Source organism: Pseudomonas sp. (assembly GCF_049645325.1).
Classification (GTDB): Bacteria; Pseudomonadota; Gammaproteobacteria; order Pseudomonadales; family Pseudomonadaceae; genus Aquipseudomonas.
Genome location: NZ_JBARTQ010000323.1, coordinates 1 through 19,096 on the forward strand (window position 1 = coordinate 1; position 19,096 = coordinate 19,096).

Here is a 19,096-nt window from a genome sequence, read left to right on the forward strand (position 1 = left end):
AAGTTAAAGTAATTTATTAAGAGTAAGATTTTTTTGGTATTACGAAGATGCATCTGCCAATGATTTGGCAGGGAGGGATTCTTGCGTTATTACCGGGTTTCTGCCTGAGGTTCAGACAGAAGGAAAAAAGGTGGAGAGTCGATCTGTAAGCCGGGTTCTGTCTTGAACAGTCATTCGTCTACGATGGCCATCACTGGACATCTTTAGCAACCTACCCGGTCCCAGCGCGGGCCACGCCTTGGGACCCTATTTGGTCTTGCTCCAAGTGGGGTTTACCTAGCCACGAACTGTTGCCAGTCGTGCGGTGCGCTCTTACCGCACCTTTTCACCCTTACCGGCACCGAAGTGCTTAGGCGGTTATTTTCTGTGGCACTTTCCGTAGGCTCACGCCTCCCAGGCATTACCTGGCACTTCGCCCTATGGAGCCCGGACTTTCCTCCCCCCCCTAATTTTCATAGAGGGCAGCGACTGTCCAATCGACTCTCCGCCGCGCAGGTTAACGGCACGACGGGCTTAGGACAAGTATTAAAGTGCGGCAATGCCATCACGTTCAGACGGAATACCAGTTCAGCCCCGGAACTATTCGCCTTTCTGTTTATCGAGCGCCACTTGATACAACACATTCTTGCGCACGCCGGTAATTTCTGCGGCCAGTGCCGCCGCGCGCTTGAGCGGCATTTCTTTGAGCAGCAGATCAAGGATGCGCATCGCCTCGGTGCCGACGGCGTCTTCGTCAACCGGCGCAGTCCAGCCCGCCACCAGCACCACGCACTCGCCGCGCTGCTGATTGCTGTCGCCCTCGACAAAGGCGCGTAACTCCTCCAGCGGCAAACCCTTGAGGGTTTCGAAGGTTTTGGTGAGCTCGCGCGCCAACAGCGCCAAACGCTCGCCGCCGAACACCAGCTCCATATCCTGCAGGCATTCCAGAATACGGTGCGGCGCCTCATAGAAGATCAAGGTGCGAGGTTCTTCCTTTACCGCTTGCAGCCGCGCGCGGCGCCCCACGGCCTTGGCTGGCAGGAAACCTTCGAAGATGAAACGGTCGGACGGCAAGCCGGCCGCCGATAATGCCGCAATCAGCGCGCACGCCCCCGGAACAGGCACTACATTGATACCAGCAGCCCGTGCCTGACGGACCAGGTGGTAACCCGGGTCGGAGATCAGCGGCGTGCCCGCGTCGGAGATCAGCGCCACATCGTCCCCCGCCAACAAACGGGTGATAAAGCGGCTGCCTTCTTCGCGCTCGTTATGCTCATGGCACGCAGCCAATGGCGTGCTGATGCCAAAGTGCTGCATCAAACGTTGGGAGTGCCGTGTATCTTCCGCCGCGATCAGTTTTACGTCGCGCAACACTTTTAGTGCTCGCGCACTGATGTCGTCCAGGTTGCCAATGGGCGTCGCCACGACAAAAAGCGAGCCTGCAGTGGAATTCAAAGGACCTGGAGCAGTCAAAACGCACACCTCGATGGTTGGGAAAAGTCGCATTGTAACGCGTAGGCGCCCCGATAATATGCCCGCACGTTCGGCCGTCGATGCTTGTTCGCAACATTTACACGACCTAAATCGATGGTTTCACGCCAGTAACATCGCGCCTGGGCCAGTGCTTGGGTACAATTCCACGCTAATTTGTCGGTATCAGGAACGCTTACATGATCGCTTGCCTGCGGCTGCTCTCCGCCCTCTGCCTCGCTGCCCTGTTGGCCGCTTGCGCCAGCTCGCCCTCGTCCAGCCTTGGCGACCTTCCACGAACCCCGGACGCCAGTATCGAGCAACTGCTCGAACAGGCCACGAACGCCAAGACGCCAGAAAAGGCCGCATTGCTGCGCTTGAGTGCGGCTGACCTGGCGTTCCACCAGAACAACCCTGGGCGCTCGTCGCAGATTCTTGCGCAGGTGCCTCTGGACGTCCTGAAGCCCGCCGCGCAAGTCTTCGCCAGCACCCTGTCGGCTGAACTGGCCATGGCCCGCAACCAGCCCAAGGCTGCGTTGGCGGCCCTGAACCATCCCAGCCTGCAGAGCCTGAAGGAACTGCCGACAGACCAGCAGATCCGCACCGGCACCGTGCATGCACGCGCTTATGAAGCCGACGGCCAGACCCTGGCTGCCGCTCGCGAGCGTGTCGCCATGGCCCCACTGCTCACCGGCGACGCTGCCAAGAGCAACCATGAAGCCATCTGGACGCTGATCGCTGCCCTGCCAGCCGAACAGCTGCAAGCCAGCGGCAACCCGACACTCGACGGCTGGATCAGCCTGGCACAGGCCGTCAAGGGCGCCGGCACCCTGGAGCAACAGCAAGCGGCCATCGATACCTGGCGCGCGCAGAACCCAGGCCACCCGGCGGCCGTGAACCTGCCCACCCCGCTGACCAAACTCAAAGAGCTGGCCAGCCAGCCGCTGAGCAAGATCGCCCTGCTGCTGCCGCAAGACGGCCCGCTGGCGGCGGTCGGTAAAGCCTTGCGCGAAGGTTTCATGGCCGCGCACTACCAGGCTGAACAAGCCGGACAGAAGCCGCCGGTCATCGAGTTCTATGACAGCTCGCGCCTGACCTCCATCGACGATTTCTACGCCAAGGCCCAGGCCGCCGGTGTGCAACTGGTGGTTGGCCCGCTGGAAAAACCGTTGGTCAAGCAACTCAGCGCCCGCTCGCAACTGCCGATTACCACCTTGGCACTGAACTACAGCGAAGCTGACCAGAACCCGGCCCAACTGTTCCAGTTCGGCCTGGCGGCTGAAGACGAAGCCCGTGAAGTCTCGCGCCGCGCCCGTGCTGACGGCCTGCATCGCGCAGCCGCCATGGTGCCGCGTGGCGAATGGGGTGAGCGTGTCTACAAGGCGTTCCGTCAGGATTGGGAAGCCAATGGCGGCACCGTGGTCGGTGTCGAGTACGTCGATCAGCCGGTCGCCCTCGCCCAGCAAATTGCCGACCTGTTCCAGCTGCGCAAAAGCGAAGGCCGCGCCAAGAGCCTGCAAAGCACCGTCGGCACCGACGTAGCCGCGCAGCCGTCGCGTCGCCAGGACATCGAGTTCATCTTCATGGCCGTGCCGCCACAACTGGCCCAGCAGATCAAGCCAACGCTGAACTTCCAGTACGCCGGTGATGTGCCTGTGTATGCGACGTCCCATGTCTTCAGCGCCAGCGGCGACAAGAACCAATACCTGGACATGACCAATGTCATGTTCTGCGAAACCCCTTGGCTGCTCAACACCACCGACCCGCTGCGCAACCAAGTTGCCGCACAATGGCCGCAAGCCAATGGCAGCCTCGGCCGCCTGTACGCGATGGGCGTCGACGCCTACCGCCTGGCACCGCGCCTGGGTCAACTCAAGGCGCTGCCGGACACACGGGTTGACGGCCTCTCGGGCAGCCTCGGCATCAGCCCTAACCAGCGTGTTGACCGCCAGTTGCCATGGGCAAAATTTGTCGGCGGCGACATCCAGCGCCTGCCGGACACCCCGCGCTGATGCCCGAGCGGTCACGCGCACAAAGCGGCAAGGACGCCGAACTTCAAGCGTTGAGCCACCTGCAACAACGGGGTCTGCGCCTTCTGGCGCAGAACTGGCTGTGTAAACGCGGTGAGCTTGATCTGGTCATGCTTGACGGCGATACAGTAGTATTCGTCGAAGTCCGCTACAGAAAACACGCACAATGGGGTGGCGCACTCGCCAGTATTGACGGGCGCAAGCGTCAGAAGCTGATACTCGCCGCGCAGTATTTCCTGCTCAAAGAGCATCGCTGGGCCGAGTACCCCTGCCGTTTCGACGTGGTTGCCATAGAAAGCACACCGGCAGGTCCTGCTGATCTGAACTGGATCAAAGATGCCTTCGACAGCTGATTCGCCGAACACCTTCACCCCACACTTTTGCTCTTTGCTTTGCGGGCTGCACATTCCTGTGCCAAACAGCCGCGCTACTTAAGGTCACACAGATGGACATGCAATCCCGAATTCGCCAGCTTTTCCAGGCCAGCATCGACACCAAGCAACAGGCGATGGACGTACTTGCACCGCACATCGAGCAAGCCAGTCAGGTCATGGTCAATGCCTTGCTCAACGAGGGCAAAATGCTTTCGTGTGGCAACGGCGGTTCGGCCGGTGATGCCCAGCATTTCTCTTCGGAGCTGCTCAACCGCTTCGAACGCGAGCGCCCGAGCCTGCCGGCCATTGCGCTGACCACCGATTCGTCGACGATCACCTCGATCGCCAACGACTACAGCTACAACGAAATCTTCTCCAAGCAGATCCGCGCCCTGGGCCAACCGGGTGACGTGCTGCTGGCGATTTCCACCAGCGGCAACTCGGCCAACATTATTCAAGCGATCCAGGCCGCACATGATCGCGAAATGATTGTCGTAGCATTGACCGGACGCGACGGCGGCGGCATGGCCTCGCTGCTGTTGCCGGAAGATGTGGAAATTCGCGTCCCGGCCAATGTCACTGCACGCATTCAAGAAGTCCACCTGCTGGCGATCCATTGCTTGTGCGATCTGATCGACAGCCAACTGTTCGGGAGTGAAGAATGACCGTTAACCGCCTCAGCCTTTTGGCCATTACGCTGTGCCTCGCCATCAGCGGCTGCAGCACGGCAATCACTGCGACACGTGACACCCCCATCCAGGACGACAAGGGCACACGCACCTTCGGCAGCAAGATTGACGACTCACTGATCGAAACCAAGGTCGAGGTCAACGTCGCCAAGGCCGCTACCGACCTGGGCAATGGTGCCTCGCGCATCGTCGTGACCAGCTTCAACGGCGTGGTACTGCTCGCAGGTCAAACGCCGCGTGCCGAGCTCAAGGCCCAGGCTGAACAAGCAGCCTCGTCCGTACAACGGGTGAAAAAGGTCGACAACGAATTGCAGGTCATGGACCCGATCACCCTGCTGGCCATCAGCAACGACGCCTTGCTGACCACCAAGATCAAGGCGCAGATGCTCACCGATAACGGCATTCCGGGCTCGCGCATCAAGATCGTCACCGACAATGGCATCGTCTACATGATGGGCCTGCTGACCCAGGCCGAAGCCACTCGCGCAGCCAACCTGGTGCAGGGCGTGTCCGGCGTGCAGAAGATCGTGAAGGTGTTCGAATACATCGACTGATGTAAACGACAGCCACAAAAAAGGCGCCGTGCATTGACTGCACGGCGCCCTTTTTTTGGCCTGCGTTTATTGGTACTGCTGGTACGGATTGCCCTGGAACTGGTTGTTCTGCTGTGGCGCCTGTTGCTGTTGCTGTTGCTGAGCAGGCTGACCGTATTGCTGACCAGGGATCGGGCCGAGGTTGACCTCAACACGGCGGTTCTGGGCACGGCCATTGACGTCGGCGTTGCTGGCAATCGGGTTATCCGGGCCGGCACCGCGTGCGCTCAGGTTGGTCGGGCTCACGCCTTGGGACGTCAGGTAGTTGGCCACGCTCTGCGCACGGCGCTGGGACAGGTCCATGTTTAACTGGCGGCTGCCAGTGCTGTCGGTGTAGCCGACGATCTGGATGGTGTTCTGGTTGAACTGCTTCAACGAGCCCGCCAGGTTGTTCAGCGGCGTGTAGAAGCTGCTGGAGATCGCGTCCGAGTTGGTGGCGAAGGTGATGTTGCCCGGCATGATCAGCTTGATCTGGTCACCCTGGCGCTGAACTTCAACCCCGGTATTGGCCATGCTTGCCCGCAGTTTCTTTTCCTGCTGATCGGCGTAATAGCCATAGCCCGCACCACCAATACCGGCAACGGCAGCACCAATCAGGGCGCCCTTGCCACGGTTGTTATGGTCGATCGCGGCACCGGCCAGACCACCGGCCAATGCAGCCAGGCCACCGTACTTGGCCGTGTTGCTGATGCCCGAGGAGCCGTTCGCCTGTCCTTGGCTACCATCATAAGGGTTGGGGGAAGCACAGCCGGACAGCAAGGCAACAGCCGTGGCAACGACAAGCAGACGACGCGAAGTGAACATGAAGGAAGCTCCTACTTTTGCATTCTGTGATGCAGAGGACATTGGCAATAGACCTGTGCCGAGCTTGGAACACGACAAACGGCAAAAATTCCATGCCCGGCGGGCCCGCGCTCTACGACAGATGAGCACACTAAAACCCTAGCAGAGACTTCCTGAACGGGAATTGTCATTTTCTCTATAAGAATCGTCAGACGGTTGCCACTTGGTATCCGGAAAAATACCTAGGCCCTGACAAACGGGTTTTCACGCATTTCGTCACCCAAACGTGTATCGGGCCCGTGCCCCGTGACCACCGTCGCGTCCTCGTCCAGCGTGTACAAGCGTTGTTTGATCGAACGCACAATCGTGGCCTGGTCCCCACCCCACAGGTCCGTGCGGCCCACACCGCGCCGAAACAGCGTGTCACCGGCGATCAGCAGCTTGGCGTCGGCAAACCAGAAACTCATGGAACCCGGCGTGTGCCCCGGCGTATGCAGCGCCACACCACAACCGCAGGCCAAGGCTTCCTCATCCTCCAGCCAGCGGTCGGGCGACGGGACCGGCGTGTAGGGCACACGAAACATCTGGCATTGCATTTCCAGGTTATCCCAGAGGAATTGATCCTCTTTGTGCAGGTGCAACGTCGCTCCGGTCTTCTCTTTCAACTGTCCCGAAGCCAGAAAGTGGTCCAGATGCGCGTGGGTATGGATGATGCTCACGACCTTGAGGCCCAGCGCATTCAGGCGCGCGAGGATCAACTCGTGATTGCCACCCGGGTCGACCACGATGGCTTTCTTGGTGATCGGGTCGCCGATGATGGTGCAGTTGCACTGCAAAGGGCCGACGGGGAAGGTTTCGCGGATCAGCGCGGCTTTTTCGATATTCATGGGCGTTCCTGCAAGCTCTATGGCACATTCCACGCGCAGTATGGTTGAGCTTGCCCTCGATCCGGAAGGGATCAGGCCTGCGATGCAGCAACTGCTAAGCTACTCAAGCGCCATTCACCCCGCAGCATTGTCCAAGGCAGCAGTGCGTCGCGTCTGGAGCAATATTTATGGCGAATCAACGGGTCATCTGCGAACACTGCGACTGCGTGTACGAAAAAGTCATGCTCGCCAAACATCAAAAAGCCCTGTGCACACGCTGCGGGGGCGTACTGCAGCGCTACAACGGCTTGTCGGTGCAACAGCGGCTCGCCCTGACCGTCACCGCTGCGGTGCTGTGGACCTTCGCCAACTTTTATCCGGTGATGAGCATCAGCCTGCAGGGCTTGAAAAACAGTGCAACCCTGTGGGACTCGGTGGTTGCATTGAGCCTGGGGCCGATCACGTTTATTGCGCTGGTGGCGGCGATATCCATCATCATCGCGCCGGTGTTTCAATTGCTGTTGCTGATCTGGGTCTTGAGTTTCGCCCTGTCCGGCAAGCGTTCACCGGCATTCAAACTGTGCATGCGCTGGCTGGAAGCGCTGAGGCCCTGGAGCATGCTCGAAGTCTGCCTGCTGGGCGCCATGGTCGCGGTATTCAAACTCGCCGGTATGCTCGACGTGATACCCGGCACCGGCCTGTTTGCCCTTGCCGCCTTAAGCCTGTTGCTGATCCGCATCGCCGGGCGCGATGTACGTGACCTGTGGGACACCGTATGAATTCGCCGCCCACTGCCCGTGAGCTCAACCTGTGCCTGTGCCACACCTGCGGCCAGCCGTGTGACATGCGTGACGAGCCCACCGAATGCGAGCGCTGTGGCGCGGCCCTGCACCGCCGCAAGGTCCACTCCCTGACCCGCACCTGGGCCTACATGCTCACGGCCCTGGCGTTTTACATCCCGGCGAATTTGCTGCCGGTGATGAACACCACGATGCTCGGCTCCGGCGCGGACAGCACCATCATGAGCGGTGTACTGGAGTTCTGGCAGCACGGCGCCTGGGACATTGCCCTGATCATTTTCATCGCCAGCATTGCTGTGCCGGGGATCAAGTTTCTGTCGCTGACACTGCTGCTGGTGACTGTGCAGCGCAACAGCCTCTGGGCACGCAAAGAGCGTTCGAAGTTGTTTCGCTTCATCGAACTGATCGGTTACTGGTCAATGCTTGATGTCATCGTGGTCGCGCTGGTGGCGGCACTGGTGAAGTTCCAGGCGCTGGGCACCATTGAGCCGCGCCTGGGCATTCTGTTTTTTGGTCTGGTGGTGGTGTTTACGATGCTGGCAGCCATGAGTTTCGACCCCCGGCTGATCTGGGAAAACCCACACAACGAGGAGCTCTCGGATGTCGTCACACAACGCTGACACCCCCGCTGGATCACCCGCGATCAAGACGCGACGCTTCAGCGTTTCGCTGGTGTGGATCGTGCCGCTTGTGGCCGTGCTGGTGGGCATCTCGCTGGTGGTCCACAGCGTGCTGCAACAGGGGCCGGTCATCGTCCTCAACTTCAAGACCGGCAGCGGCCTGGTCGCCAACAAGACCGACGTCAAATACCGCAACGTGGTGATCGGCCAGGTCTCTGACGTGGCCTTGAGTGATGACCAGAAAAGTGTCAACGCCACCATCAAGCTGACCAAGCAGGCGGAGAGCTTCACCCGCGAAGACTCGAAGTTCTGGGTGGTCCGCCCGCGTATCGGTGCCGGCGGCGTTTCCGGGATCGATACCTTGCTGTCCGGTGACTACATCGGCGCCGACATCGGCCAGTCCGACACCCGTGCCAAACAGTTCAAAGGCCTGGAAAACCCGCCGCCCATTACCTACGGCGAGCCGGGCAAACGCTTCACCCTGCACACCCAGGACCTGGGCTCGCTGGACATTGGTTCGCCGGTCTATTACCGCAAAATCCCGGTCGGCCAGGTGGTGACCTATGAGCTGAATGAAGAAGGCAAAGGCGTGAATATCGAGGTCTTCGTGCATGCGCCCAATGACGTGTACGTCACTGAAAACACGCGCTTCTGGAATGCCAGCGGCATCGACCTCAGCGTCGGCGCCAACGGTTTCGCCCTGAAAACCGAATCCTTGTCTTCGATGCTGGCAGGCGGCATTTCTTTCCTCGCACCGCCCTACAGCCCGAATGACAAGCCCGCCGACGAAAATCACACCTACGAGCTGTTCGACGACCAGCAAAACGCCCTCGCCCCGCCCAATGGCAAGGGTCAATACATGACCTTGCGTTTTGATCAGGCGCTGCGCGGGCTGAAAGTCGGGGCGCCGGTGGAATTCCTCGGCGTCGAATTCGGAAAAGTGGTGTCGATCAACCTGGACTTTGATGCGAAAAAACGCAGTTTCCCGATCAACGTCGGCATCGTGATTTATCCGCAATTGCTTGGGGAGGCCAATACCAAGCTGCTCAAGGCCACGAACCACGACCCCAACGATGAGGCGGGTGGCGTGCGCCTGATCGGCACATTTATCGAAAACGGCCTGCGCGGCCAGGCACGCAGCGGCAACCTGCTGACGGGCCAGTTGTACATCGCCCTGGATTTCTTCCCGAAAGCCGAGAAAGTCGCCTTCGACCCGAGCCTGCGCCCGGTCAGCATCCCGACGATTCCCGGCAACCTGGAACAGTTGCAGCAAAAACTCGAAGGCATCGTCAACAAGGTCAACCAACTGCCGATCGAACGCATTGCCGGCAACCTCGACGGCAGCTTGGTCGAGTTGCGCAAAGGGCTGACCCAGTTGAACGCCAAGACCTTGCCTGGCGTGCAGAACACCTTGGGCGACGTGAGCAAGACCCTGCAATCGGCCAGCTCAACCCTGGCCGAAGACTCGCCGCAGCGTGAGCAACTGACCCAGACCCTGGACGAACTGGCCCGCATGTCGCGCTCGCTGCGCGAGCTGTCGGACTACCTGGGCCGGCATCCGGAATCGCTGATTCGCGGTCGCCCGGACAACGCTGCGCCTTCGGACCTGCAAGGGCCGCCGCGCAAATGACCATTGGAGCCGCCATGACCTTTCCCTTGAAAATCACCCTGGTCACCGCGCTGGTGTTGCTCGCGGCGTGTCGCAGTGAGCCGATTGCATTCCACACCCTGACGCCGGTGCACGGGAATAACACCGCCCAAACACAGGCCGGTGATATCCGCATTGAAAGCATCAGCGTGCCGCCCCAGGTTGACCGGGCGCAGATCGTCATTCGTCAGGGCGACAGTGGCGTGGCGATTCTGGAAACCCAGTGGTGGGCCGCCAGCCTGACCGATGAGCTGAAAAGTGCGTTGGTGGATCAACTGGCCAACAGTCATTCCCGGCAGGCCATGTCGTTGCGCGTTGAAGTGCAACGTTTTGACTCGGTGCCCGGGCAATACGCGCTGCTCGACGTGCGCTGGCGCCTGCGCCCCACCAGCGGCGATGAGCGTTCGTCATTGACCTGCCGCACCACCTTGCAGACGCCCGCAGGCCCGAGCATTGACGCCTTGGTGGTGGCTCATCAGAACAACCTCAAGCGCTTCGCCAGGCTGATCAGCCAAACCGCCGACAAGCCACTGAAGGAATGCCCGATCGCGCAGTGATGTCAGGCCAGCAACCCCATCGACTTGGCGCGCGCCACTGCCTGGGTGCGGCGCTCCACGCCCAGTTTGCTGTTGATGTGGCTCGCGTGGGTCTTGACCGTGTGCAGGGAGATGAACAGCTGATTGCTGATTTCCTGGTTCGAACAGCCTTGGGCGATCAGCTGCAGCACCGCCAATTCGCGCACGCTCAAGGTTTCGTGACTGGCTGGGGCCGGAGCGTCGTTAACAACAGGCAGCATCGCCAACAGACTCTGGTTCAGCAAACCGTGCGGGTCTTTGCCCAGTTGCTCACGCAGCCAGTCCGGGTAATTTTCCAGCAGGCGCTGGAAGGGTTGCAGCGCGCCACCGCCGCCGGCCTCAATGGCCTTGGCAAAAATCAACCGCGCCTTGGCCTCCTGGCCGCACTCCAGCAGTAAATGCGTCTGCTGGGTCAGCGCCATCAAGGCAATCATCTGGCGCCCACTGTTATGCGCCTGTTGCGCCAGCTCTTCGAGGCGTAGCAGCGCCGCGTCGGGTTGATGGCGAGTGGCATCCAGTGCGGCCTGTTGCAGCCCGATATGTTGCGGCAAGTGCGGATGAAATTCCGGGGCGGCCGCCGCGTGCTCGCCGTTGTAGGTTTGCCCCAGGCGGGTCAGCCAGGCGTCGGCCAGGTCGGTACGGCCCTGCGCCAGCCACAGTTCGCATTTGATCAGGGTGATCATCGCCAGGTAGTAGATCGGCGGCACGTCCCAGATGTGCATCAAGCGCTCGGCCTCGGCCAGTTCGGCGAAGGCTTTGGGGAAATCGTTGCGCCGCCCTTCGAAGCTGGCGATCACGCAATGCCCGATCAATACGCTGATATCCCGACAGGCACGCGCCTCGTTCAGCCCGGTACGCAAGCGCGCCAAGCCGGCTTCCGGCTGGCAACGCACCAACAGCAAAAAGCCTTCATACAGTGATAACCGCGCGCGTACCGCGTAAAGCCGCTGCGGCGCGAGGCCGTGGAGGCGCTGCAAGCCTTGGCGGACTTCGTCCAGGGAACGCAGGATTTCGCCGCGCGCTTGCAGCACGCGGGCACGGTCGTAATGCGCCAAGGCTTCAAACAATGGGTTGCCAACGCGTTGCGCCAGCTCCAGGGATTCGCGATTCAGGCCACGGGCGCGCCACAAATCGGCGTCGACAATCGCCAGGTTGGACAGGGTCGACAGGCACATCAGGCGTTGGCCGTAGCGCTTGTGCGGCAGGCTCTCCAACGCCTCGCTGCAATAACGCTGAGTCAATTCGCGGTCGCCCCGGCCACGGGCGATGATCCCGCTCAGCGCCAGCCATTGGGCCAGCATCGATTTTTGCGCGGTGGCCGACGGCGCGGGCAGGAAGCGGCTGAGGTAGCCGGACAACTCTTCCGCCGCATCCAGCTGGCACGCCAGGCCCAGGGCCCAGCTGTAGAGCACGATCAGGCGCGGCGTGCTGATCAGCAGGCTGTCGGGCAAGTCCATTTTCCAGCGCAGCAACATGCCGACATTCTGCTCGGCGAGCAGTTGCTCCTCCGACAGGTTCTGCACCAGGTTTGCCGCGACATCAAGGTGGCCGGCGCGTAACGCCTGCTCCACCGCTTCATCGATCAAGCCCTGGGCGTTGAACCAGCGGCAGGCGCGCAAGTGCAGGCTGGCGATCGGCAACGTGGCGCTGCTCGCACGGCGGGTGCGCAGCAAATCGGAAAACAGATGGTGATAACGGAACCAGTGGCCCTGCTCGTCCAGCGGCACTAGAAACACCTGGTGAGACTGCAAATACCGCAGGATTTCTGCGCTGTCATGGGCTTCCCGGACGGCATCGCAAAGTTCGCTGCAAAAACGATCCTGAGGGGCGGTGTCGTACAGGAAGGCTTGAACTTCTGCCGGCAGGCAGTCGATCACCTCTTCCAGCAGGTAATCGCGAATCAGCCCTTCCCCACCGTTCAAGTGCTGCGGCAAGGCGCCTTCACTGCCCGCCTCGGAGAGTGCCAGCAGCCAGAAACGCAGGCCGGCGACCCAGCCTTCACTGCGGCGAATCAGGTTATCCAGCGCCTCGCCGCGCAATGAGCTGCTGTGCCGGTCCAGCACCGCCAGGGACTCGTCGTGGGTCAGGCGCAGGTCTTGTTCATGCAGTTCCAGCAAGTGCCGCGACAGGCGCAGCCGTGCCAGGTGCCAGTCCGGACGCTGGCGGCTGGTGACCAGCACCACCAGCCCATCGGGCAAATGATTGAGAAAAAATTGCAGGCAGCGATCCAGCACAGGGCCTTGGGCCAAGTGGTAGTCATCCAGCACCAGCAATAGAGGCGTCTGTGTGGACAGGTGCTCAGCCAATTCATCCAGCAGCCCATCGAGCCACTCTTCAAAAGCAAAGGGCTGGTGACGCTGACGCATTTTCAGCAGGCCCAGGGATTGGGCACCCAACTGCGGGAAGTATTGCTGCAAGCCGTCGAGCAGACGCTCAAGGAAACGGCCCGGGTCATTGTCTCGCGGGCTCAAGCCCAACCACAGGCTTCGCCAGTGGGCCGGGAGGCTTTGGCAGAACTCCACCGCCAGCGAACTTTTGCCGAACCCCGCCGGGGCACTCACCAGCAACAGTCGCCCGTCCAGGCCGGCGCTCAGCCGTTCACACAGGCGCGGGCGCAGCACGTAGCCGTCAGGCAGCGGTGGCCTGTAGAAGCGTGCTTCCAGCGTCGGAATCACTGCGCTAGCAGGCCCTTGGATTCGGGACAGATCAGTCATCGCCGGGCTCTTGTAGAAGGCTGTTGTCGGCATTGCAGATGTCCGCAGACTAGCGGTAAAAGCGGCGGGATTGTAGATCTTTGCAACAATTGCCTGAAAAAGAACTGCGACAAAAAATATCGCCGCAACCGTCACAAACAAAAATGTGGGAGGCGGCCGGTGTGGGAGCCGGGCTTGCCCGCGATGCAGTCACCTCGGTCTTTCAGAGACCCCGAGGTGATGCAATCGCAGGCAAGCCAGCGCCCACACCGGCCGCCTCCCACATTGGGCGCGGCTGGATCAGATTAGCGAACACCGTCCTGGCGCAACGCCGCAGGCGAGAAGTCAGCGGTGGTGGCGGTGAAGCCAAAGTCATACGCCTGCTTCTCTTCGTTCTTCATGCCCAGCGCCAGGTAGCGGCCGGACTGCAGGTCGTAGAGGGTTTCGAGGGCGTACCACGGTACTTGCTTGTCGTAGTAGTTCTCGGCATGGGCTTCGGCAACGCGCCACAGTTGACCACGGCCATCGTAGTGGTCGATCACTGCCGCTTGCCAGGTGTCTTCGTCGATGAAGAAATCACGCTTGGCGTAGATGTGGCGCTGGCCTTCCTTCAAGGTCGCGACCACGTGCCAGACGCGGCGCAGCTCGTAGCGAGCCAGGTCCTGGTTGATGTGGCCGGCCTTGATGATGTCGGCGTACTTGAGCTTCGGATCATCGATCTTGTAGCTGTTGGAAGCGATGTAGATCTCTTTTTTGCCTTCCAGCTTCCAGTCGTAGCGGTCCGGCGCGCCGTTGTACATGTCGAGGTTGTCGGAGGTGCGCAGGCCGTCGGCGGCAGTGCCCGGGCCGTCATAGGACACTTGCGGTGCCCGACGCACACGGCGCTGGCCAGCGTTGTAGACCCACGCCGAACGCGGCTCTTTAACCTGGTCCAGGGTTTCGTGCACCAGCAGCACGCCACCGGCCAGACGTGCCGGCGCGGTCACTTGCTGCTTGAAGTAGAACAGCACGTTGCCCGGGTTTTTCGGGTCGTAGTCCTTCATCTTGTCGCGGAACACGAACTGGTCGCGGAAGTACACCAGGCTGAACGAGCCGTTGGTTTGTGGCGTGGCCTGGGTTACCAGGCGGGTCACGCTGCCACCGCGATAACGGGTGATGTGGTTCCAGATGACTTCCACGCCGCTTTTCGGGATCGGGAACGGCACAGCCGTCTCGAAGTTTTCCAGGCCGTTGCCGCCGGACACCAGGTTGGTGGTGGTGGCGTTCTTCTTGATGGCGGCGAACACATCCGCAGGCACGGTAGCGCCGCGATGGGTGGCGTAGACCGGCATTTTGAAGGTGTCCGGGTAACGCTTGAACATCGCGTACTGCCCCGGCGCCAGCTTGTCTTTGTACTGCTCGACGTTTTGCGCAGTGATGGTGAACTGCGGTTGTTCGCTGGCATACGGGTTGGCCAGGAAACCACGGGCGTCGACGGCGCCGGCGTTGGTCGGCAGCGGCGACCACTTGGGAATGGTGCCCGCTGCGTTACCGGCCATTTCGGCGCCCATCGGCGTCAGCGTCGTGCCCAGTTTGGCGGCTTCATCCGCCGACACGGCCGCCATGACGTTACTCGCCAATATCGACAGCCCAAGCACACCCACCTGCAACAGATTTTTAGCTATTTTCATGTTCTTGTTCTTCCTGAAATGCATGCATCTGAAAAGAGTGTGCTTAGAAGTTCACGCCGGCGCTCAGAGCGATGAAATCACGGTCATCCACTGTGCTGAACTTGCCGCCAAAGAAGTTGGTGTAGTTCAGGCCCACGGTGTAGGTGTTCTGGTATTCGGCATCGACACCCAGGCTGACGGCCTTGCGGCCCTCTTCAAAGTTGCCGCCGGGGCCAGGCGAGTAGCCTTTGACGTCATGGGACCAGGCCACGTTAGGCTTGAGGTTGACACCGGCAAACACATCCGGGTATTCCCAGATGGCCCGGGCGCGATAGCCCCAGGAGGTGGCGGTGGTGTAGCCGTCGTTGTTGCAGTTGGTGTTCAGGCCAGCCGCATTGGGCAGGCCCGCGCCGTTGGCTGTCGAGTTGTTGAGCGCGGCGCAGAAGCCGCCAGGCAGGTTGCCAGGACCGAAGACCGGATCACGGCCATAACGGGCCACGTTTTTGCTCTCCAGGCCGCCCACATGGGTCACGCCGATTTCACCGACGGTGGTCAGGCGAGTGGCGCCCATCACTTGGTCGAAGAAGTGCGTGAAGGTGGTCTGGAACTGAGTGACTTCCTTACGGTTGTAGCCGTGCAGGTCCTGACCCGGCGAGCCCTTGAGCACCGACGCATTGCCAAAGCCGGGGATCGGCGTAACGCCCGCGTACAGAATGTCAGTGGTGCTCAGTTGCACCGGCGCGTTCGGGCGATAGCTCAACTCACCGCTCCAGGCCGTGCCGGTAGGCAGCGTGGTGGAGAAGCTCAAACCATACAGACGGATATCTTCCGGGTACTCGACGAAGTAGTTCGAGCTACCGGCGACGATCAGCGGACGCAGTGCCGCCAGCGGCCCCAGCGGACGGGTGTACGCCGAGGTGGGTGCGCCGGTCGCACTGAAGATTGGCGCACGGCTGTGGTAGTTCATGAAATAAGCGCCGAACTCGGTGTCCAGCGGCTCGAAGTTGTAGTGCATGGCCACGCCGAACTGGCCGCTGTCGCGTGCATCACGGTCGCCGCCGCGGCGTACCAATACGCCTTCGTTGTTCACATCCACGCCCAGGGCGGTGAGTGTTGGCAAGGCCGCTGCCGGGAGCGTCGAGCGTTTGTTCAGGACGCGCAGGTTGTCACCGCAACCATCGGCGATCACGTCGGGCTGGGAGAAGAACGTACCGCAGTTATCCACCACGGTCTGGTCCCACTCCAACTGGTAGAACGCCTCGGCGGAAAGGTTGTCGGTGAGTGTCTGGGACACGTAGAACATGTTGACCGGAATCAAGCCTTCCTTGATCTCGGCGCCCGGACGACGGAACGCAGACACGTCGATCGGGTTGATCGAGTTGATGCCGCCGCCGATGAAGGTACTTTCGCCCCAGCTCACGACCTGCTTGCCGAACCGCACGTTACCCGGCTGATCAGCGATGGTGTAGTTGTGGTAGATGAAGGCGTCGAGGATCTGCCCGCCGGAGGACTTGGCGCCCTCTTTACGGTTGTCATTGCTGACGTTTTTGAAGTCCAGGTCTTCGTTTTGCAGCGCGAAGTCATACCAGTACTTGCCACGCACAAAGATGCCGGTGTCGCCGTATTTCAATTCAAGGTCATGGATACCCTTGAAGATCTTCGAGAAGGAATCACCCTTGTCAAAGTTCAGGTGCCCGTCATCGGACGTTTGCGATAACCCCTTGCCACCGTTGTTGGCACCGATCAGGTCTTTGTTTCGACCGGCAGTCGACCAGCTCGCCCCCACCGACAGGGATGAGTCAAAGCTGCCTTCGATTTCACCAATGTTGAAACTGACGCCGAATGCGGGCCCGGCGAGCGTAGAAGCGAGACTGACGGCCAGGGGCAATCTTGCCCGGCGCCAGAACTGGTTTACTGAGGTCATCGACGCTACTCCATGTGCATTATTGTTATGGCAGTGAGTTCTTTCTTCTGGATGCGTGTAACGGCCGGAATACAACGATTCCAATGCCGCTCGGCAACCGGGCCCCCATGGCCCGAAGCAGTACATCCTTGAAAAACTCTGGGTGGGACTATAGCCAGCAGGGGGTACCGCTTGATCCCTCTAAAGTGTGATTTGTATCACCAACCCGTCTGCCACAGCCCTTTCGCCACGCCGACGAGAGCCGGCGCGGGAAGGATGGCTGAAAATCTGGAAATCACAAGTGAAGGCGCGAGATAGAGCAGTCCGTGCCCAAAAGGGCACGGTGCGGTGTGTCAGAGGGTGGACAGGAACGTGCTGTTGTTGGCCTGCCATTCGATGATGTCGACACGGATACGTTTTTTGTCGAGTTTTCCTACACTGGTCTTGGGAATTTCAGTAACAACCGCGATCTGGCTCGGAATCGCCCACTTGCTCAAATGGCCCAATTCGACGAAGGGCTTGAGGTGTTCCTTGAGCTCGCGGGCACCTATCACATGGCCATCACGCACCACCAGCAGTGCAAACGGGCGCTCGCCCCACTGCGGGTCGGCGATGCCCACCACCGCTACTTCGCGTACCGCCGGGTGACGGCTGACCAGGTCTTCGAGGGCCAGGGACGAGATCCATTCGCCGCCGGTCTTGATCACATCCTTGATGCGATCGCGAATATCGATCACGCCAAACGCGTCGAGGGTCGCGACGTCGCCAGTGTGCATCCAGCCGCCGGCCCACAGCTCCGCGCCCTTCTGCGGTTCCTTGTAATAACCCTCGGTCAGCCATGGCGCCCGCAGTACCAACTCGCCCTGGGACTCGCCGTCAGCGGGCAGGAAGTTACCGTCGCCGTCGACGATTGCGGCTTCCACCAACGGCCCGGGCACGCCGGCCTTGATGCGGTAGGTGGTGCGTTCGTCTTCGCTGCCGGCCATCAACTCTTCGTTGAGGTGGGCACACGACACCAGCGGCCCGGTCTCGGACATGCCGTACGCAGCCGTCAGTTGAATCCCGCGCGCCTTGGAGGCTTCATACAGCGTGCGATTGAGCGCGCTGCCCCCGATGACGATTTTCCAGCCGCCAAAATCCACGCCTTGGGCGGCCTTGGCATTGAGCACCATTTGCAGGATGGTCGGCACGCAGTGAGAGAAGGTGACCTTTTCCTTGCGCCACAGCTCCACCAGGTATTCCGGGTCGTAGCGGCCGGGGTAGACCTGTTTCAGGCCGAGCATGGTCGCCACGTACGGCAGCCCCCATGCATGCACGTGGAACATCGGCGTGATCGGCATGTACACGTCGTTGGTGCCGAGCAGGCGCACGCTGTCGACGCTGCCCATGATGGTCGCCACGCCAATGGTGTGCAGCACCAACTGACGGTGGGTGAAGTACACGCCCTTGGGGTTGCCGGTGGTTCCGGTGGTGTAGAAGGTGGTGGCGACGGAGTTCTCGTCGAAGTCCTGGAAGTCATACATGGGGCTGGCGGCCGCCAGCAGGGTTTCGTACTCGCCGACCAGGTTGGGCAGCTCGGCGGTCTTGGCGTCAGCGTCGGTGAGCAGCAGGGTCTTGTCGACCGTGGTCAGTTGCCCGGCGATGGCTTGGTAAAGGCCCACAAACTCGCTGTTGACTAGCACAAAGCGGTCCTCGGCGTGGTTCATGGTGTAGAGAATCTGTTCCGGCGACAGGCGCACGTTGATGGTGTGAATCACCGCGCCGATCATCGGGATGGCGAACATGCATTCCAGGTAACGGTGGCTGTCCCAGTCCATCACCGCCACGGTATCACCGGCCTTGACCCCGGCCTCGGTAAGCACATTGGCCAGGCGCGCAACCCGCTCGATCAGGGTCGGGTAGGTGTAGCGCAGCTTGTCGCGGTAGACGATTTCGCGGGTTTTCTCGTAGCGGGCGCCGGACATCAACAGGCGTTTGATCAACAGCGGGTATTGGTACGCGCCTTCGGCGGGCGGGATAACACGGGTCTGCAACATACGAATCCCTTATCTGACTGCACGGTCTTGGCTTGAAGACCTGCACTTTAGAGACGTTATGTGTGAGCTAAATCAGCCAAAGGAATGATTTGCAGAGGCCAGTGGATGCTAGCTTTGAGCCATTATCCTTGGCAGATTGGGGTTGGCAGGTTTGCGATGGAGGTGCTGCGGTGTGTATATCCGTTGCTGCGGTAGCGGCTGGTTATGGTTCCGCTCTTACAGCGGGTCACTTTTGGAAAAGAGCCCGGAATGCCGGCCCAGCCAAAAGTAACCAAAAGGGCTCTTGCCCCTCCACTCGGTGCCTCGCCTAGGCTCGGCATGCCCGCACTCCGGCTTGAATCCGTGGGCCGCCGTGACGGGCCATCCATGGCCCAACACGGCTAACCCG

15 protein-coding genes and 1 other RNA gene are annotated in these 19,096 nt (G+C 60.7%); 8 read left to right on the plus strand and 8 right to left on the minus strand.

Going from position 1 to position 19,096, the window contains the following annotated elements:
• Nucleotides 1-130 precede the first annotated feature (130 nt).
• Nucleotides 131-484, minus strand: an RNA gene (gene rnpB / locus WBB95_RS14525) — RNase P RNA component class A.
• Between the two features lie 95 nt (nucleotides 485-579).
• Entirely contained in the window at nucleotides 580-1,485 is a 906-nt protein-coding gene (gene rsmI, locus WBB95_RS14530) for a 16S rRNA (cytidine(1402)-2'-O)-methyltransferase (protein WP_424488211.1), read from the minus strand.
• Between the two features lie 164 nt (nucleotides 1,486-1,649).
• Here rsmI and WBB95_RS14535 point away from each other — a divergent pair, with 164 nt between their 5' ends.
• From WBB95_RS14535 to WBB95_RS14550, 4 genes are all read left to right on the plus strand, one after another.
• Nucleotides 1,650-3,461, plus strand: a complete 1,812-nt coding sequence (locus WBB95_RS14535) for a penicillin-binding protein activator (RefSeq protein ID WP_424488212.1) — start codon at nucleotides 1,650-1,652, stop codon at nucleotides 3,459-3,461.
• Nucleotides 3,461-3,832, plus strand: coding sequence for a YraN family protein (locus WBB95_RS14540; protein ID WP_424488213.1), 372 nt, complete (start codon nucleotides 3,461-3,463; stop codon nucleotides 3,830-3,832). The genes WBB95_RS14535 and WBB95_RS14540 overlap by 1 nt, the downstream gene beginning before the upstream one ends.
• Before the next feature lie 92 nt (nucleotides 3,833-3,924).
• Nucleotides 3,925-4,518 (plus strand): phosphoheptose isomerase, encoded by a 594-nt coding sequence (locus WBB95_RS14545; protein ID WP_007904374.1) that lies wholly within the window; start codon nucleotides 3,925-3,927, stop codon nucleotides 4,516-4,518.
• Entirely contained in the window at nucleotides 4,515-5,096 is a 582-nt protein-coding gene (locus WBB95_RS14550; protein ID WP_424488214.1) for a BON domain-containing protein, read from the plus strand. Before WBB95_RS14545 ends, WBB95_RS14550 begins: the two co-directional genes overlap by 4 nt.
• A 66-nt stretch (nucleotides 5,097-5,162) precedes the next feature.
• On the opposite strand, the gene WBB95_RS14555 is transcribed toward WBB95_RS14550, so the two are convergent.
• Nucleotides 5,163-5,939, minus strand: a complete 777-nt coding sequence (locus WBB95_RS14555; protein WP_424488215.1) for an OmpA family protein — start codon at nucleotides 5,937-5,939, stop codon at nucleotides 5,163-5,165.
• Nucleotides 5,940-6,160: 221 nt separating this feature from the next.
• Nucleotides 6,161-6,805 carry an MBL fold metallo-hydrolase gene (locus WBB95_RS14560; RefSeq protein WP_424488216.1) on the minus strand — a complete coding sequence of 215 codons (645 nt, stop codon included), beginning with the start codon at nucleotides 6,803-6,805 and terminating at the stop codon, nucleotides 6,161-6,163.
• A 167-nt stretch (nucleotides 6,806-6,972) separates the two neighbouring features.
• On the opposite strand from WBB95_RS14560, the gene WBB95_RS14565 reads away from it, so the two are divergent.
• From WBB95_RS14565 to WBB95_RS14580, 4 genes are read left to right on the plus strand one after another with little or no spacing between them, the layout of a single operon-like run.
• Nucleotides 6,973-7,563 (plus strand): paraquat-inducible protein A, encoded by a 591-nt coding sequence (locus WBB95_RS14565; protein WP_424488217.1) that lies wholly within the window; start codon nucleotides 6,973-6,975, stop codon nucleotides 7,561-7,563.
• On the plus strand, nucleotides 7,560-8,204 hold the full coding sequence (locus tag WBB95_RS14570; RefSeq protein ID WP_424488218.1) for a paraquat-inducible protein A: 645 nt from the start codon (nucleotides 7,560-7,562) through the stop codon (nucleotides 8,202-8,204). The genes WBB95_RS14565 and WBB95_RS14570 overlap by 4 nt, the downstream gene beginning before the upstream one ends.
• The gene (locus WBB95_RS14575) at nucleotides 8,185-9,834 is read left to right on the plus strand and encodes an intermembrane transport protein PqiB (RefSeq protein WP_424488219.1); all 1,650 of its coding nucleotides are present in this window, start codon (nucleotides 8,185-8,187) and stop codon (nucleotides 9,832-9,834) included. The genes WBB95_RS14570 and WBB95_RS14575 overlap by 20 nt, the downstream gene beginning before the upstream one ends.
• 14 nt (nucleotides 9,835-9,848) lie before the next feature.
• Nucleotides 9,849-10,409, plus strand: a complete 561-nt coding sequence (locus tag WBB95_RS14580; RefSeq protein ID WP_424488220.1) for a PqiC family protein — start codon at nucleotides 9,849-9,851, stop codon at nucleotides 10,407-10,409.
• A gap of 2 nt (nucleotides 10,410-10,411) precedes the next feature.
• On the opposite strand, the gene WBB95_RS14585 is transcribed toward WBB95_RS14580, so the two are convergent.
• The 4 genes from WBB95_RS14585 to WBB95_RS14600 all read right to left on the minus strand — a co-directional run bounded on the left by WBB95_RS14585 (nucleotide 10,412) and on the right by WBB95_RS14600 (nucleotide 18,708).
• On the minus strand, nucleotides 10,412-13,141 hold the full coding sequence (locus WBB95_RS14585; protein ID WP_424488221.1) for a LuxR C-terminal-related transcriptional regulator: 2,730 nt from the start codon (nucleotides 13,139-13,141) through the stop codon (nucleotides 10,412-10,414).
• A 284-nt stretch (nucleotides 13,142-13,425) separates the two neighbouring features.
• A complete protein-coding gene (locus tag WBB95_RS14590) occupies nucleotides 13,426-14,790 on the minus strand; it encodes a DUF1329 domain-containing protein (protein WP_424488222.1) in 1,365 nt (454 codons plus the stop codon).
• 43 nt (nucleotides 14,791-14,833) lie between these two features.
• The gene (locus WBB95_RS14595) at nucleotides 14,834-16,693 is read right to left on the minus strand and encodes a DUF1302 domain-containing protein (protein WP_424488223.1); all 1,860 of its coding nucleotides are present in this window, start codon (nucleotides 16,691-16,693) and stop codon (nucleotides 14,834-14,836) included.
• A 332-nt stretch (nucleotides 16,694-17,025) separates the two neighbouring features.
• Nucleotides 17,026-18,708, minus strand: coding sequence for a fatty acid--CoA ligase (locus WBB95_RS14600; RefSeq protein WP_424488224.1), 1,683 nt, complete (start codon nucleotides 18,706-18,708; stop codon nucleotides 17,026-17,028).
• Nucleotides 18,709-19,096 lie beyond the last annotated feature (388 nt).

Bases quoted from the DNA above. Each gene is read 5' to 3' on its own strand.
- WBB95_RS14560 (WP_424488216.1), bottom strand. From the start codon at position 6,805: ATGAATATCGAAAAAGCCGCGCTGATCCGCGAAACCTTCCCCGTCGGC.
- WBB95_RS14550 (WP_424488214.1), top strand. From the start codon at position 4,515: ATGACCGTTAACCGCCTCAGCCTTTTGGCCATTACGCTGTGCCTCGCC.
- WBB95_RS14540 (WP_424488213.1), top strand. From the start codon at position 3,461: ATGCCCGAGCGGTCACGCGCACAAAGCGGCAAGGACGCCGAACTTCAA.
- WBB95_RS14565 (WP_424488217.1), top strand. From the start codon at position 6,973: ATGGCGAATCAACGGGTCATCTGCGAACACTGCGACTGCGTGTACGAA.
- WBB95_RS14575 (WP_424488219.1), top strand. From the start codon at position 8,185: ATGTCGTCACACAACGCTGACACCCCCGCTGGATCACCCGCGATCAAG.
- WBB95_RS14595 (WP_424488223.1), bottom strand. From the start codon at position 16,693: ATGACCTCAGTAAACCAGTTCTGGCGCCGGGCAAGATTGCCCCTGGCC.
- WBB95_RS14570 (WP_424488218.1), top strand. From the start codon at position 7,560: ATGAATTCGCCGCCCACTGCCCGTGAGCTCAACCTGTGCCTGTGCCAC.
- WBB95_RS14535 (WP_424488212.1), top strand. From the start codon at position 1,650: ATGATCGCTTGCCTGCGGCTGCTCTCCGCCCTCTGCCTCGCTGCCCTG.
- rsmI (WP_424488211.1), bottom strand. From the start codon at position 1,485: ATGCGACTTTTCCCAACCATCGAGGTGTGCGTTTTGACTGCTCCAGGT.
- WBB95_RS14555 (WP_424488215.1), bottom strand. From the start codon at position 5,939: ATGTTCACTTCGCGTCGTCTGCTTGTCGTTGCCACGGCTGTTGCCTTG.
- WBB95_RS14600 (WP_424488224.1), bottom strand. From the start codon at position 18,708: ATGTTGCAGACCCGTGTTATCCCGCCCGCCGAAGGCGCGTACCAATAC.
- WBB95_RS14590 (WP_424488222.1), bottom strand. From the start codon at position 14,790: ATGAAAATAGCTAAAAATCTGTTGCAGGTGGGTGTGCTTGGGCTGTCG.
- WBB95_RS14580 (WP_424488220.1), top strand. From the start codon at position 9,849: ATGACCTTTCCCTTGAAAATCACCCTGGTCACCGCGCTGGTGTTGCTC.
- WBB95_RS14585 (WP_424488221.1), bottom strand. From the start codon at position 13,141: ATGACTGATCTGTCCCGAATCCAAGGGCCTGCTAGCGCAGTGATTCCG.
- WBB95_RS14545 (WP_007904374.1), top strand. From the start codon at position 3,925: ATGGACATGCAATCCCGAATTCGCCAGCTTTTCCAGGCCAGCATCGAC.